This window comes from Shewanella sp. GutDb-MelDb, assembly GCF_002836075.1.
In the GTDB taxonomy this organism is placed as follows: Bacteria; Pseudomonadota; Gammaproteobacteria; order Enterobacterales; family Shewanellaceae; genus Shewanella.
Window position 1 is genome coordinate 1 of sequence record NZ_PJBM01000139.1, and the last position, 15,988, is coordinate 15,988.

General features: G+C 41.7%; 11 protein-coding genes and 1 pseudogene. 3 read left to right on the forward strand and 9 right to left on the reverse strand.

Annotation, left to right across the window (positions count from 1 at the left end):
• Positions 1 to 2,574 (forward strand): sensor domain-containing protein (locus CXF82_RS05665; RefSeq protein ID WP_145991658.1); only part of this gene is annotated, 2,574 nt, incomplete at its 5' end.
• Positions 2,575 to 2,631: 57 nt separating this feature from the next.
• Here the strand turns inward: CXF82_RS05665 and CXF82_RS05670 are convergent.
• Positions 2,632 to 2,892 carry a DNA polymerase III subunit epsilon gene (locus tag CXF82_RS05670; protein WP_101093493.1) on the reverse strand — a complete coding sequence of 87 codons (261 nt, stop codon included), beginning with the start codon at positions 2,890 to 2,892 and terminating at the stop codon, positions 2,632 to 2,634.
• 599 nt (positions 2,893 to 3,491) lie between these two features.
• Here CXF82_RS05670 and CXF82_RS05675 point away from each other — a divergent pair.
• Complete coding sequence (locus CXF82_RS05675) at positions 3,492 to 4,508, forward strand: hypothetical protein (protein WP_101093494.1); 1,017 nt, start codon at positions 3,492 to 3,494, stop codon at positions 4,506 to 4,508.
• A gap of 370 nt (positions 4,509 to 4,878) precedes the next feature.
• Positions 4,879 to 5,058 (forward strand): CCGSCS motif protein, encoded by a 180-nt coding sequence (locus CXF82_RS05680; RefSeq protein WP_101093495.1) that lies wholly within the window; start codon positions 4,879 to 4,881, stop codon positions 5,056 to 5,058.
• A gap of 318 nt (positions 5,059 to 5,376) precedes the next feature.
• On the opposite strand, the gene CXF82_RS05685 is transcribed toward CXF82_RS05680, so the two are convergent.
• The 8 genes and pseudogenes from CXF82_RS05685 to CXF82_RS05715 form a co-directional block, all read right to left on the reverse strand.
• Positions 5,377 to 7,680, reverse strand: a complete 2,304-nt coding sequence (locus CXF82_RS05685; protein ID WP_102043800.1) for an amidohydrolase family protein — start codon at positions 7,678 to 7,680, stop codon at positions 5,377 to 5,379.
• Positions 7,681 to 7,834: 154 nt separating this feature from the next.
• Complete coding sequence (locus tag CXF82_RS22270) at positions 7,835 to 7,993, reverse strand: hypothetical protein (RefSeq protein ID WP_180961173.1); 159 nt, start codon at positions 7,991 to 7,993, stop codon at positions 7,835 to 7,837.
• Between the two features lie 80 nt (positions 7,994 to 8,073).
• On the reverse strand, positions 8,074 to 9,657 hold the full coding sequence (locus CXF82_RS05690) for a mannan-binding lectin (protein WP_102043801.1): 1,584 nt from the start codon (positions 9,655 to 9,657) through the stop codon (positions 8,074 to 8,076).
• 426 nt (positions 9,658 to 10,083) lie between these two features.
• Positions 10,084 to 10,764, reverse strand: a complete 681-nt coding sequence (locus CXF82_RS05695) for a helix-turn-helix transcriptional regulator (RefSeq protein WP_102043802.1) — start codon at positions 10,762 to 10,764, stop codon at positions 10,084 to 10,086.
• Positions 10,765 to 10,877: 113 nt separating this feature from the next.
• Positions 10,878 to 11,348 (reverse strand): GyrI-like domain-containing protein, encoded by a 471-nt coding sequence (locus tag CXF82_RS05700; protein ID WP_102043803.1) that lies wholly within the window; start codon positions 11,346 to 11,348, stop codon positions 10,878 to 10,880.
• Between the two features lie 55 nt (positions 11,349 to 11,403).
• Positions 11,404 to 11,787 (reverse strand): VOC family protein, encoded by a 384-nt coding sequence (locus CXF82_RS05705; RefSeq protein ID WP_102043804.1) that lies wholly within the window; start codon positions 11,785 to 11,787, stop codon positions 11,404 to 11,406.
• Between the two features lie 268 nt (positions 11,788 to 12,055).
• Positions 12,056 to 13,449, reverse strand: a pseudogene (nrfA, locus tag CXF82_RS05710) (ammonia-forming cytochrome c nitrite reductase).
• A 389-nt stretch (positions 13,450 to 13,838) separates the two neighbouring features.
• Positions 13,839 to 15,518 (reverse strand): ammonia-forming cytochrome c nitrite reductase subunit c552, encoded by a 1,680-nt coding sequence (locus CXF82_RS05715; protein WP_101093501.1) that lies wholly within the window; start codon positions 15,516 to 15,518, stop codon positions 13,839 to 13,841.
• Positions 15,519 to 15,988: the final 470 nt, after the last annotated feature.

The following is a 15,988-nucleotide window of genomic DNA, read 5'->3' on the forward strand; positions in this document are numbered from 1 at the left end:
CGCAATGAAAGTGAAGAACGCTTTGAAGCTATTTTCAACAACGCTGAAGTTTCTATTTGGAGTGAAGACTTTTCTACGGTTGTCATAGCACTAGAAGATTTGAGACAGAAAGGGATCGTTGACCTAAGAACATATTTGTATGCGAATATAGATTTAGCTTGGGATTTTGTGGCGATGGTTAAAGTAAATTCTGTTAATAATGCAACCTTAAAACTCTTTGGTGCAAAAAACCAAGCAGAATTTATTAGCAAAATTGACCAAACTTTTGGTACAAATGCGATTGATGTCTTTATTGATGAAATGTGTGCCATCTGGACGAAACAAGAAACTTTTCTATCTGAGGCTAATTTTCAGACATTAGATGGCAAAGAAATTAAAGCACTTATTTCATTTCAAACACCATCGTCGACAAATAATTTCCGTAATGTTCCAGTGAGTATTGTTGATATTTCTGAACATAAGAGATTAGAGGAAAAACTGAAACTGTCATCTCGGGTTTTTAGTGACACTCATGAAGGCATAATCATCACCGACGCTGATAAAATGATTGTCGACGTTAACCCTGCTTTTTCAAACATTACTGGCTACAGTCGTGAAGAGGTCATAGGTCAAAATCCTAATATGTTAAGTTCGGGTAGACATCAGCCTGAATTTTATACCAAAATGTGGCAAAAAATCACCGAGCAGGGCTATTGGCAGGGAGAAGTTTGGAATCGTAGGAAGAGTGGAGAGGTTTACGTGGAATTGCTCACCACTTCCTCACTGAAAGATGCTGAAGACCGCATCGTTAACTATCTAGGTATGTTCACTGATATAACACACAGTAAACGCCAGCAAGAGAGTATGCGCCGAATGGCTCATTACGATGCCCTGACAGGACTCCCTAACCGAACACTACTACTCGATCGTTTTAATCAAGCCATTGCTCACTCAAAACGTTCAGGCACATTACTTGCCGTTTGCTTCCTAGATCTAGATGACTTCAAGCCGGTTAATGACCTTTTTGGCCATGATATAGGTGACAAACTACTGATTGAAGTCGCCCATCGCCTTGAATTAGCATTAAGAACCGAAGACACTGTTTCGCGTCTCGGTGGTGATGAATTCTCTATGCTCCTAGGCGATATAAAATCCACATCTCAATGTTATGAGATACTCGATAGAATTATTCACTCGGTCAGTGCAAGCTATTTTATTGACGAACGCTACATCAACATCAGTGCCTCCATTGGGGTCAGCTTATCGCCATTAGATGGTGTGGAGCTAGATACCCTGCTACGTCAAGCTGACCAAGCGATGTATCAAGCGAAACAAGAAGGGAAAAAAAATTACCAGTTCTTTGATTTAGAGCAAGCTCAAGAAGTAACCCTGCGGCATGTAAAATCACAAGAAATACAGCAGGCTTTAATCAACAATGAACTGTGTCTATATTACCAACCGAAAGTGGATATGGCCTCAGGTAGAATAATTGGAGTTGAAGCGTTAATTCGTTGGCAACATCCAGACAAAGGACTTATCCCTCCAATGGCGTTTTTACCCCTTATTGAAGGGACTGAAATAGAGATCCAAGTTGGTGACTGGGTAATTGATCAAGCCATGGTTCAGCTTGAGCGATTAAATAACCAAGGCATTAATCTAGAAATGAGTGTGAATGTTTCTTCGATGCAGTTCTTAAATAAAGGCTTTTTTGACAGTCTTAATGAAGCGCTTAATCGTCATCATAATATCGACTCTCGTAACTTCAAGTTGGAAGTTTTAGAAAGTAGCACCTTAGGAAATGTTGAGCGGATCAGTCATATTATTCGCGCTTGTCGTAATGATTTAGGCGTAAGAATTGCGCTGGATGATTTTGGCACTGGTTACTCATCACTGTCCCATCTTTGTCAGCTTCCTGCTGACACAATCAAGATTGACCAAAGTTTTGTTCGAGATGTATTAATAGATCAAAATGATTTCTCTATCATTGACGGTGTGATTGGGCTCACTAAGTCATTTAACCGACACGTTATTGCAGAAGGTGTCGAAACGACAGAGCATGGGCTGATGTTACTTTTGATGGGCTGTCACTATGCACAAGGTTATGCGATATCAAAACCTATGCAGGCAAGTAAACTTGCTGACTGGATTAAAGAGTACAAACCCAACCAAGCTTGGATAGAAAGCAGTCAAGAGGAAATGACGCTGCAAGTCAGGAGAGTAAAACAACTTGAATTGATACTCAAACACTGGCTTAAAAACATAGAAAATTTGATGCAAGAGAATTCAAAGGGTCAAACAGATATCGGTAATATGGATTGTCATTTTGATAAATGGGTTAGACGATTAAGAGAAGATAAATTATTCGATGGCTCATGGATTAATGAACTGGAACAGACCTATAACGTTATGCACACTGTAGCGCGGGACATTATAAGAAGTTATCAGGCTGGTACTTGTACCTCTAAAAGAGATGAATTAAGCAAGCTACATATTGAATTTGATAAAATATTATCGATGCTCGGCAAGTATAAGCAACCAAGGGATATGAGCTCTTTAGCAGGCGTCACATATCTGCATAGGCCCTTGAGCCGATAAATTTTTTGAACATGATCCAGCCATAATAATTAACTCACTATGGCTGTTTATCGTGTTTTACTTTTCAGTAAATTCCGCTTGAATCCTTTCTAACTCTTGCTGTTCTCTAAGTTTAGCTTTGACAATGGCTTCTTGTTGAAGCGTTGCTTGTCTTTCCTTAAAGCTGAATTTCTCTTCTTTAGTCAGAAACTTAAAGGCTTTATTATTGGCAAGTACGTAAGCAACGACGTCTTCGCCCTTTACTCTGCGCTCATCGACTCGTTGTGAAAAACGGTCGTTATCTCGGACTTTACGCTCTTCAGCATTTAATTTACTCATATCTTGTATCCTCATTAGTTAATCACAGTAGCGTTTCACTACGCTCAGTCAAACAAATGAGTTGTGTTGCACATTCATAAAGCTGATAGGGGGATTTTAGCATAATATGCATTACAAGCCCTATGGTATCTACCTTTAAGCAGGTTTTAAGCTGTTAGAAGTTAGATCATAATCAATAATAAAACCAAGGCACTGCTCCACAGACAAAGTGTAAACAAAGGTGCCAATCCCCTTTGTTTACACTTTTTTCATTAAAGGGCCGCAGCGTTGGCTTTCGCAAAGACAGCCGTGCTTTTTGTCTGCTTCATAACGCAAGTTTTTGTACCGGGACAAACTTCTCCAGTTCACTCACTCTTTAGTTAATTAGGACGTTGCGTTCGTCTCTTAATATTTCTAGTTTTATGATAAATAAACAGACAGTGATTATTTATCTCAGGCTATATTCTTGCGTGTTTCTTGTGCGGAATGAGGGGTAGTTGACGGTTTTGATTAGCTTTTTTATAGACTTTGTTGGAATTTTGTTTCAGCTTCGATGACTTTAGTTAGTAAACAGGTTATAACTTTTACAACATAGAGAAATTCAAAATTTTGGGAAAATGATGAGTCCATGGTTTACTAATGTTCAACTCGGCTTCGACATGGCAACAAGTTTGACGATTGTCGGTGCAGCCATTACTTGGGCTGTTCGTCAAAAAAAGCAAACAGAAGCAGAAAAAGTCAGAGGCATCAATCAACAAGTGAGATCGACAAGCCTACAGAAGGTTCAGCATGTGCTGATTGAGATGGAAGATCAATTTTCAATATTGATAGACGAATCTCAAAAGTTCGAAAATATGATTGATAACCGTGTTAAAAAAGTTGATGGCGAGTTTGATTACTCTCGTTTAAATTCAGCCATTAAAACTGACAGTGACTTTCTTACAAATGCGATTGATAGATTAGGCAATATACGTGAAGAGATTGGTCGTTTTTATGAGTCAATTCAAGTTAGGCGTTATAGCCTGATCCCCTTGCTTGATGCTATTGATGAAGGTGATAAGTATATTGGTGTCTTCCAGAAAAACATCGATGAGGTCGGTGAGGCATATAATCGGGTTTCTTCTGGCAATGTACGACTGTTAAAAGAGTTAGAAAATGTCGTTAACTTGATTAATGCAGAATATGGTGATGAGCTTAAAGATCTAAGTGATGAACAACGTCACGCGTTAATCAAGCAAACATCTTCAAATGACACCCTCATGAGACCTATCAAATCTATCGTTTTTGACGAGGATTATTTTGACTGGGTGCAAAGATTTGTTCCTGAAGGCAAAGAACAAGACTTTTTAGAAAAAGTGGTTAGACCGAGTCAAATTGAAGATCAGGATTTGTGTGCTTCGGTAATCATCAACTTCATCTTGTCACTGTACCGAAAAAATCATGAGTTGATCTCTCAAGTGTTAAGCACAGCTTCCTACACTGTTATGCAAGCAAGGATGGAATGCAAAGACATCTTGATTTCATTAAGTGCGATTTCGCATAAGCTGGTCATGGATAATAATCCTGAATCATTAAACTCAGTGATTAAGAAGTATGAATCTAAAGAGTATTTTGGTCGAGAGACTAAGATTCGTTAGTTAATCATTAAGTGTAGAACGGTCTGCATTCGAGTGGGTTACCCACTAATAAACCTCAGTTACTCGTCAAGAGTACTGGGGTTTTTTAATGCCTATCCCATCGATAGCTAGAAGATAGTGTCACTCACTTTAACAATGAAAGAAAATCCCTTGTTGATGATGGACTATTTGGCTGCGATTGACGCTATGGCTTTGCTTATCAGCGATGAACACCTAAACGAGTCCTTATAGCAATTCAGTTTGGCGCTTGGTTAGCGACGACAAACCATCATTATAAATCGCGCCAAAGAGAGCGATTAATAGTTGACTAAATTACTCGGGAATTATAACATGCTTTAAAAATACACCTTTAATAAGTTATGGAGTTTATATGTCAGTATCATTCAAAAAAATATTTGGGTTGAATAAATCAGAGAGTCAGGCTTCTGTACTAACACCTACCAAGACAGTCGAAAAAGCGGCAAAAGTTGACGCGACTAATGCTGCCGTAAAAGCTGAAAATGCAAAACATGGTGACAATGGTGTGTGTTGTGGTTCTTGCTCTAAGTGAGTTTTAAGTCCAAGGGCATTTTAGGCTACAAGATATTGACTGTATGCTGTCGCTATACCAACACAAAAGGTATATTGTCCGATCTAGGCTAATAGCGGATTTAGCAATCCGCTTGATACTTCGTTAACGATAGTGCAGATACTTTTTGAGTGTCACAGAGTGGTTTGTCTGTTTAAGATTGTTAATAGATAGCGAATAGCGTTTTCTAAATTGATTGACTCAGGGAGTGAGAGCGGGGTGAAATGACCTCCGATATAAACTCATCTTTCAAGTTTATCCGGAGATCTGCAAGTTACTGCTGGCTAGCTCTAGCGCTACTTAGCTTGAACACACAGGGCTATTAATTTCCACATCCACCTCTACATCGACCTCCACATTTATACCCACATCAGATCTATCATCGTCTTTTATCTTATTAGTGTTGAGTGAAAACACCTTTTCGCCGCCGATCCATGTTTCAAGCACATTCTCGGTATCACGCATTCTCAAGAACGGATCTTTCATTGTCACAGGGTCTATTTTGAGGATCACAAAGTCGGCAAATTTTCCGATTTCGAGTGACCCCACCCACGCGTCGGCATGGCATTGCCATGCGGCATTGTATGTCGCGGCGGCCAATGCTTGTGAACCGGTTAAACGTTCCCTTACATTTAATGTGTTTCTATCTTGATCTTGACTACTAATTGGCATTATTTCTTTGTTTTTTATGAACATTTTTGTGTGTTCTTTTATCGCAGGACTCGCTTCTGTTATCCGAGTCATCGACTGCTCCATCAGACGCAGGGTGCCAATTGGTGATACAGGAAAGTCACTGTGGAGGGTGATTTTGGCACCTGATTTGATTGATGAATGACATAAATCGAGACTTTTTCTTGCTTGCTCTTTAAAAATGATTTGTTCAAATGCATAACCCCAATAACCGACATGACCGATTAAAAAGCTGGGCTGCAGTGAAAATGTCTTCATGTCTTCAATTCTGTAGATATCAAGCAGTGAGCAGTGCTCAATTCTATGCCTCATATTGGCCCAGTCTAGTGGCGTGTGACCGATATCAATAGCAATGTTATATGCGGTTTTATAAACCTCAATGGTATTGTCGATGGCATTATCACCATTGGCATGGATCATCAGTGGCCAGCCTTTCAGGTTGATGGCGGTACTTACCATCACTGGGAAGGAGAGATTATTCGCCATGTCGGCTTGGGTGGTATCGGTCTCCATGTTGAAGTTGAATATTCCTTTAGACTTTTCCTCATAGACATTTTCAGGTTTTGGGGGGTAGCAATAGTATGGTTGATATTGGTAGCCGGTTAAGCCTTGATTGGAGCCGTCTGAAACTAACTTAATATTACCGGTAAAAGCATATTGATACTCGGATGTCTTCGGGCAGTCACCCGCTTTCAATATACCGTTTAAATCAGCATATTCTAGCGCTCCACCAATACGCACTGACGGTAAACACTCATTATCTTTTAGCGTGAGCAGCAAACTTTGCTGTTCTTTGCTAAACGCTGCATCATATAAAAAGGTTATCCCTTTTTCAAGCGCCTCTATTTTCAACGCTTTTAGGGATTTTTTTACGTTGTCTAAGTTGATATAGCGCGCGAGCTGATCATCTGGAATTGCACACAGAGCCCACAGTATTTGCTCCATTTCTTGCAGTTGGCCATTATGGTTTGTAACAAAATCATCTTTTGTGACCTTGGTAGGAGCGCCCGCTTTGTTTGCAAAGCTTTGATACGTGGTATATCTGGTTTTTGATAACCACGCTTCAAGTGAGTCAATTTTTTCTGGCGGCGAATAGCTACTATCGTCATATCCGTGCCAAAAATCCCAGGTCGCTTCTGAGGCTTTAGTGTTGATATATAATGTATGGGATGAAGCACTGAGAATGGCGAGTGGGTACTTTGGGTCTTCTTTAGTTGCGTCGTTAAGGGAGTCTAAGGTGGTTAGCTTGAGAGTGGTTAATAAGTCTCCATCAAAAGGCATGAATGAGGGATCTATATCCTTTCCCAAAACCCAAGTGTTATTTGTTATTTCTTTGTCTTTGTCTTTGTAGTTGGCAATCGCATCACTGAGCGTATTCCTGATATGTGTTAAGTTGTAATCAGGCCTCATCATCTGATTGTCTATGCCAGAAAAGGAGGTGAATTTGCTTATCAGTGCATCACCGCAAGTATGAACATGGGGGTCAATTAATCCAGGGAGCAGAGTTTGGTCAGAGGTTAGTTTTTGGTGAGTAATCGTTAGTTCGTTTATCCTTTCTTGACGCACCTGTTGACTCACATCTTTGCCAATTTGTTGTTTCTTTTGATTGACCGCAAATTCAACGGCTGTCTGTACATGTTGCAGTGTACCCACTGCGATAATATTACCGTCTATCGCCCCTATTGCTTCAACGATTTTATCCGCATCACCTTGTGTGACTGGGCGTATGGTACCGCCGCTAATAATGAGTGGTTTGCTGCTATTTTTATCAGTCTGATTGGGCAGTGGCAGCGTTTGTAGAGAAACCTCAACATTAATATCAGTCTCTACTACTATTGCATTGAGTAAGCTCTTACCAAACGGGTCATTACAGCCACAGTGTGTACAAGCATGATCGTGTGTATGTTTTGTCATGAATAATCTTCCTTTACTATTTCATGTGATCTAATCATTAGTGACTCAGAGGTGAATAGTCCAACCCTGCTGGCCGTTACTATTTCGTTTTCTAACAGCGTTGCAGAATGGCAACAGTAATAGCCCATATACCGAGCTATTACTGTCATCAATCTTAAGCCTTACCGAGTAAGCTGGGTGCCGTTTTTTTTGCGCTGATTGGTGCTGGCTTGGCTGTTTTTATCTCAGTAAAACCGGCATTGGCGCCGATGGTCATTGAGTTAGCAGTGTAAGTCTTACGTTCGATGGGTTGCGATTGTGTTGGTAGTTTCATACAAATTTCCTTTTAGTGATGATGAACAAAATATCAATACATAAATGATCAACTGCGAGCAGTTGGTATCGGCCCAATAGTTATTTATTACAACAACCGCAAACAGTTTTGCCTAATTGCGCCTTTGTCGTGGCATTCTGATTGGTCCATTGACCATTCCATTTCAGTAACGTTGAGGATTTTCCACAGGTGCTAGGGCACTCAGCTTCAGCTTGTACCTGACTATTGATGATATTAGCTGCTTGCACATCTAGGCACTGGTTAGAGCCTACTGCAATGTCATCAAAAATGTGGCTTAAGCTATTGGATGTGGTATTGCTGATGCCGCTTTCTTTACCTTGAAAGTTATGACAACCGAAGCAGTTAGAAACAAATCCAGCAGAAGGTGATGAGTCTCCATTAAGGTTTATCGCAGCAGTATTAATATTTTGATATTCAGTTTCAGCTACCGTATTCGCAAGTCGTAACGAGCCTCTTTGGTTACTTATTTGCGTTGTTGGCTGACCATCAGTCGGTGTGGTGTATGAACCTTGTTGAATATCACTTACCCATAATGCACCGACATTGAAGTAGTTTTTCAATACCTTAAAATTATCCGTTAAATAGGGTTGAACATTGGCGTTCAGTGTCTTAATTGAATCTGTATTTTCGTCAAATTGCGGATCAATTACAGAGGAGCCGTAGGGATACATGCGGCATATTTGTGATGGTGTTCCGGTGATCTCAGTGCCTTTAGTGGGGTTATTAAATTGGCACATAGCTTGGTTGTTCTTTAAGCCAGCAGCACAAGCTTGGCTAGCAAAAGACCAGCCTTTAGTGACATCGGGCAGAGTACAATCTGGTGCATTGACCTTGTGCTCAAAAGTAGCCCAAACAAACTCAGGGTGGTTTGGTGTCGCCACAGCGATATGAAACCCTATCATGCCCAGTTTGGTGAGCTTGTTGTCGCTTTGGTCTGACACGACAGGAGTAATATTGGCATCCATTGTCACGTACTGACTTGGGTCGTCACTGTCAGTAAGCACCTTCCAGGCGGTTTTCATTTCAGTGGTTCCACCGGGGAAATTCTGTTTCTGTTGGATTTTTTTCACTTCACACATGTTTTTACTAAAACGCACATCGTAATAGACCACATTGCCATTTTGATCGTAAATGGTCGCACCGCCTCCCGCTTGGCCAATCATCTCTGGAATGACAATGTCGGTGTCATTCTCTTCATGTTTGGCGGTGCGAATAAACAGTACTTGGGAGTCATGTATATCGTCACAAGAGTTGCCTGGAGTGCCATCGGCATTTAACTCAAGCTGATTAAACTGGGTATTATCTTGAAAGTTGATCACACTTGGATCGTTTTTAGATTGTGCCATTAAGTAGGCGAATGTTTGCCATGAAAATTGATAAAAATCACAAAATGAGCTGTCGCCAGGGCCATTACTTTGCGCGACCTCAGAGGGAAAGCTCGGCGATGTAAACCAGCTAGCCTTAGCGCTGCAATTATATGTGGGGAGGGGAGGAGTAATTGTTGCCGCTTTAGCGAGCAGTACTGATTGACTCTCTTTGTATACATCTTCAGCTGGTGCAGCCTGCGCCATACCGTTGCCCAATATACACAAAAGTAGCGTAGCCACTAATGTGCTTACATTCCCTGTTGGAGGCGTATTCATACTATATTCCTTTATTTGATGTGTCTGAAATCAACTTTGAGTCATAGCCAGCTGCGCATTGATATCGTGATACAGGTAATGGCAATAAGTTCGAATAATGAATATAGCCAAGTAATTCACGGGTTACTCTTCTGATAGTATTCTTTATAAAAATCAGAAGTTAAATCAATGCAGCATCGATGTTATTAACACTAATGGGCGTGGAAAAAAGGGAGGCTGTCAGTAAGGTTCTGTATTATTGCTTATTCGATTGCTTGCTGTTGTTGCTCTTTATCCAGCGGGGATGAAGTTTGTTGTGGCTTTGGGAGATGGGTTTGTGGAAAAATATCTTTTCTAACTATGCGCAGATGCTTTTCTTGTTATTGATGCAGTTATCTACAGCAGCACGCATCATACAAAGCTTCCAGCAGTATATTTATTTTGGCACTAGCCATGCTTGGCTTCCATCAATGTGATGTAATCTTGCATCTCTTGACCTGGTGATACGGCAAAGTGTTGCGCTAACCCTGCCAGATTTATAATTCGGTCGACTCGGAAATTACGAAAGTCATTTCGCAGCTCACACCATGCCAGCAGAGTCCAAGTGCCTTTCCAGAAATAGATGGCCAGCGGGCGTACCTCCCTTTGACTTATGTCCTCTTTGGCATCGCGGTAATCCATCAATAGATACTCTCTTAATCGAGATGCTTTTCGTAGCTGATCGAGAAACTGAAGCTCATCGGTATCGATGTAAAAGTCAGGTGCGAACATCAAAGATTGGTACTCTTGCAGCCGTGCAGGCAATACCGCTTCGACTTTTATCATTGCTTGTTTAGCGGCGCTGGCCAGCTCTTTTCCACCCCAAGCTTGCACCATACGCATGCCGACCTGAATCGCCTCAAGCTCAGCTTCATTAAACATTAATGGCGGCACATTCACCTCTTGCCGCAGAAGATAACCTACGCCAGCTTCCCCCTCGATTGGAATGCCATTTAAGCAGAGGTCTTGTACATCACGGTAAACGGTTCGAGTTGATACCTCTAGCCTTTCGGCCAGCTCTTTGGCCGTGGTTAAGCGGCGATGGCGTAGGATCTGAACTAACTGAAATAATCTATCGGCGCGGCGCATGTTATACCAACTCCATTCAATATGTGCTTAATCATGCTGACAAACAACAGAGCCAAATTCAATCTTAGATTAAACTTGGCTCTTATTATTCGTTTGGCAAAGTAGGGTTAGCCTCAGGGCTTAATGCCGATATAGATCTCAACCCCATTGTTATCTAAATACATTTCATAATCAGTGAGGTAACTGCGTTGATATTCACATTTTTCGGAGGCGAAATAGCGCCATACTTCGCCCCAGAGGTTGACCACACATTGGGGCATTTCTCCTTGCGCACTAAACTTAAGGTACTCGCCTGCAATTAACGTAAGATCACAAATCTGATCTTGCGTAGCAGTGGTTCCAGCTAGCACTGAAAACTCCCCCTCCATATCCGATTGATAATCGTAATAGACACCATACATTAGCTGAATATTGCTGTGTGTTTGCATCCGCTCAGTAAAGTAACGCTGCCAAAGAGGGCCTATTTTTTGAGTGCTAACATGCTGCTCGGCAAGATTACTTGTCCTTGTGATTAAGCCAACAAGTTCGACAGGGGCTTTCGTTACCCGCTCAGGTGAAACGACATCCTTGATGATATTACTCATGCTCTCTCCGTTGAATATGGATTTCAAGCGCAGTGCCTAAGCCTGCGACTTTGTTTTATTTTTGTTGGGACCAAAGGCCAACGGTATTGCCTTCACAGTCTTGAAATAGCGCAATGAATCCGCACTCACCGTCTTTTATTGGCATCACTGGCAGCAACACTTTAACCCCTGCCTGGGCTATTTTATCCACCAGTCCAGTGAGCTGTTGACTCAGATGAAGGTAAAGCACAGTACCATGAGCTGACGGCTGCATCATCTCATGTTTCACTAACCCGATGCTGGCGGCGTCTTTATCTTCAGTTTCTAGCACGGCCATCTCCATATCATTCATCACTTCACGTCTGAAACTGACGCCGAAATGCTGAGTGTAAAATGCGACGGCTCTATCCATATCGGTAACGGGGATCTCGCCCCAAACTAAGGCTGCTTTAGGTAACATGATGAACTCCTTGTATGAGCTGAGAGAGCATTCGAGATGAAGGTCTTGGCTCAGCGACACAGCAAGGATATAGCAGGGCTACTGACAGCGTGATGTCAGTAGAGATTCGACATGGTTAATATACTGGGGATCGCCTGAGCTTGAATCTGTTTCAAGTATCGCTACAGCAGATAGCGGTTTTTCTGGGTTTTTAGAGGGGATTATCGCGGAAGAGTGTCATTGAAAAATTGAGTAGCTCACTTCCGTGTGAGCGAGATACGTTTAAACGTTACTCTTTGTCGTATATTGCTTCGCGTAATTTAGCTTGTTCATCCCACTGAGGCAGTACTGTCTCAATAAAATGGGCCTTTTCGGCGTTTAGCTTGTCCATGTTTAAGCCAATAGCCGCTTGTGCTTTTGCTTTGGTTGAGATATCTGGAATAGCGACGGGTTGTTTAACTCCTTTGCTACTCAATAATCTGGCAAGCTTAATACGGGCGTTAGCTGCTCTGTCGATAGCAGTGCCTAAAACTCTGAGTGCTTCATCAGGGTTATGCATGGCTATACCGTGTGAAGCGGTAGCGTGATCCCAGCGCCATTGCGCGTGACGTATATCTTGCTGAATCGAATGAACTTCTTCATCAGTAGCGCCCGCCGCAAGCGCTGCTGCAGTTTCATAGTGAGCATGCACTAATTGCGTCTCAGCATTCATCTTCAGCTCATCAATCTTCGCCTTTCGCTGAGCGACAATATCTTGTAACTGCGCTTTAGTTTGATCATGGCAATTTGCGCAGGTCTGTTCGAAACGATCGAATGGATTGCCTACTCTATGATCGGTATATTTACGTCCTTCTTTATTGACCACTTTTGGCATATGGCAATCAATACAGGTAACGTTGTTTTGACCATGTATCCCCTGACTCCAAGTCTCGTAGTCTGGATGTTGTGCCTTGAGCATTGGTGTTTTCGAGAGTTGATGGGTCCAATCAGTAAACTCTATTGAGTCAAAGTAGGCTTCAACTTGGTCCGTTTTTACGCCGTTATCCCAAGGGAATTTAGCGCTTTTGTTTTTGCCTTCGAAGTAGTATTCGACATGACATTGTCCACAGACCATAGCTTGTTTATCTTTTCGTCCAGCGGTTTCCCAAGTTAAGCCAATGCTTTTCATGGCTCGCTCTGCAAAAGGTCTAGCCATACGTAACTTTGACGAACCAGGTTCGTGGCAATCTTGGCAACCGATAGTATTGACGACTTCAGGGCCACCTTTACTCCACTGACCTTCGAAGAATCCATCTTCTCCCTGCTCAGTGATCATTCTTGGTACATCAGGTCCCTTACAGCTCCAACATGCCATTGGCATCATGTCTGGATGCTCTGCATCAGGTGTACCGGTTCTGAGCGTTTCTCTGAGATCGGTAACGGCGTACTGATGGCCGCGGGCGCGGGTATAATCTCTTGAAAAGGCATAACCTGCCCATAAGACTGCAAGATTTGGGTCTTCAGCTACTTCATCTGGTTTGTCACTGTAATCAGTGGTTTTTTCCAGCTTTGGTACTGTTTTGGATACTTCTTAGCATACTGCTCACTACGCGGATCGAGATCTTTAGCTTGAGCATAGGCAAAAGATGAAGATACCAGGGCCACTGATATGAGTAAACTTATTGGCGTTAGCCTTAAAGTTATTGATTTCATTTACTTTGATTTCCTGTTTATTGATTAAATGGAGAACAGGAATAGGTGGGGTATATTCAAGTAACAACAAGTAACAATAAAGATTCGACAGTGAATGTTAAAACCAATCGAAAGGTAAGAATAGTTTACTATTTTTAATGATGTGTTAAGTAATTATTAATTGATGTGTTGCTTAACTACTGATCTTTCATTTGGGTATCGATGTGATGATGGCGATAGGAAAGGTGAACTCAACATAGTTCGCTAATGCGGTGGTGATTATTGACCTTCCGTTCTTAATGGAAAAATAATCATAAATAGCAGAGATAAAAAAAATGCCAGTCGGTGGGAGGACTGGCATTTTAGGTCGAAGACAATAGGTTACTTAACTACATTCGTGATTAACGTAGCTCAGCAGGCCATTCTTTTTTAACACGCTCTTCAACGAACTTGTCTTTAGCTGTTTTCATAGCTTCTAAATTAAGACCAGCAAGAGGTTGTACTTTTGCTTTAGTATCGTACTGAGTAGCGTCGTACGTATACTCTGGTGCGTACTTAGTTAGCAAGGTATCAGCTTCAATGATAGCTGCACCTAGAATCGCATTAGCTTTAGTCAGTAAGCGTTTAGCTTCTTCAGGGTTATGCGCAGCGATACCGTGAGATGCGGTTGCACTGTCCCAGAACCATTGTGCGTTACGCACTTGACCCAATAAGCTGTTCATCTCAGTAGCCAGTTCGTTTCCTGCAGCAAGTGCGCCTTCATAGGCCGCTTTAGCTTCGCCAATAGTTTTGCCAGCGTCTAGACCTTCAATGCCATTTGCAGCCCAAATTGCTTGTGCTTTGAAATGTACTTCGGTTAGACGAGGGTCGGTACCGTTTGCTTCAAAACGCAATTTGTCGATTTCAGCTTTACGATCAGCAATGATAGTGTCTATATCTAAATAGTCGGCATTATGACAAGCAGTACAATTTGCGGGTAGCTTGTCTGCGTCAAATGTGACTTTATGGTTTGAGTACTCTTGGCCTTCAGAGTTAGTCGATTTAGGCATATGGCAGGTATTACAGCTAAACTCTAAATGGTTTGGTCCTTTGTGTTTAGCGCGGTCTGACATGTTTTCAAACTCAGGGTGTTGCGCTTTTAGCGACGGTGCACCAGAGATGGCATTAGTCCAATCTTTAAAGTCGATGTTGTCGTAGTAAGCTAGCTGAGCTTCTGCTGCGTAACCTTTATAAAGATTATCAGTCCCTTGGTAGTCAGTAACATTTGCGTAATCGGTGTCAACAGCGGGTACCCAATGATCCCACGGGTAACGTACTTTCTTAGAATCGCCGCCGTCGAAGTAGTATTCTACGTGGCACTGAGCACAAGTTTGACCAGCTTGAACAGTGTGGTCTTGAGCCGCAAAGGTAAGCTCAACTTTGTCCATTGCACGTTCTGTGTATGGACGGCTTAGGCGCAGTGTATTTTCGCCTAATTCATGACAGTCGGCGCAGCCAATGACGTTAGTCATCTCTTTGCCCCAAACAGACCAGCCGTTATCAGCAAATTTCCCTTCGCCAACCTCGTCATACATACGGGCTACGTCAGGAGATTTACAAGACCAGCAACTTGCTTTCATCGCTTCACCAACAACGACGCCGTCGTGACCTACCAGTGGAGCGCCAGTACGAAGAGTTTTGATAATGTCCGTTAGTGCAAACTGGTGACCGCGAGCGCGGTTGTAGTCTTTAGCAAAACCGTAACCCGCCCATGCACTCACTAGGTTTGGATTTATTTCCAATATATCAGTTGGTACGCCTGATACTGGGTTAGTTTCTTCAGTTTCTAGCCAAGTAGTATGCTGATCAGGGAAGGTTTCTTTCCAGTTGTCGCTATTGTAGAAATCAGTCGCTACTGGTGGCACTACGACTGGTGGTACGACGACTGGCGGTACGACGACAGGTGGAACAGTGACACAAGTATTAGTGTTTGTATCTAAAATGGTACCATCAGAACAGGTCTTAGCTGAATCGTCATCACTATTACAACCGGATAATGCAGTCATTACTGCTACAGCGATAGCAAGCTTTTGTAATCTCATCATAACTCCTTTAAATAACTATATTTGTTATTTTACTTTTGATTATTTACTTATTTAGATTTATCTTATGCGTTAAAATGTTTATTTTTATTTGTACTATAGATTTGTCTAATTTGTTTTCTATATTATTAAACTCATCTAGTCTTATTAATATGGAACGGGTGCATTATTAACATGAGGGATGTTGTTGCTACACATTTTATTAACAACAACGTGAGTGTGATCAATAAATTTACAAAAGTGAGTTGTTAACAAAATAAGAAAAATCTAACAAATACCTAGTTAGAGGTACGACTTAGTGGGTACTTAACTGTAGTGTTTATCAGCGATCCAGTTGTAAGTGCTTGTTCTAATTTAGTGAATGACGTTTTTCTGCGTTAGGGTAAAATCTTCTTGTTTGTAATGTAAATGTTTCATTTTTGGTGGCGCTTTAGCTGGGGTAACTTAAATAATTACAACTGGAGTGTGTC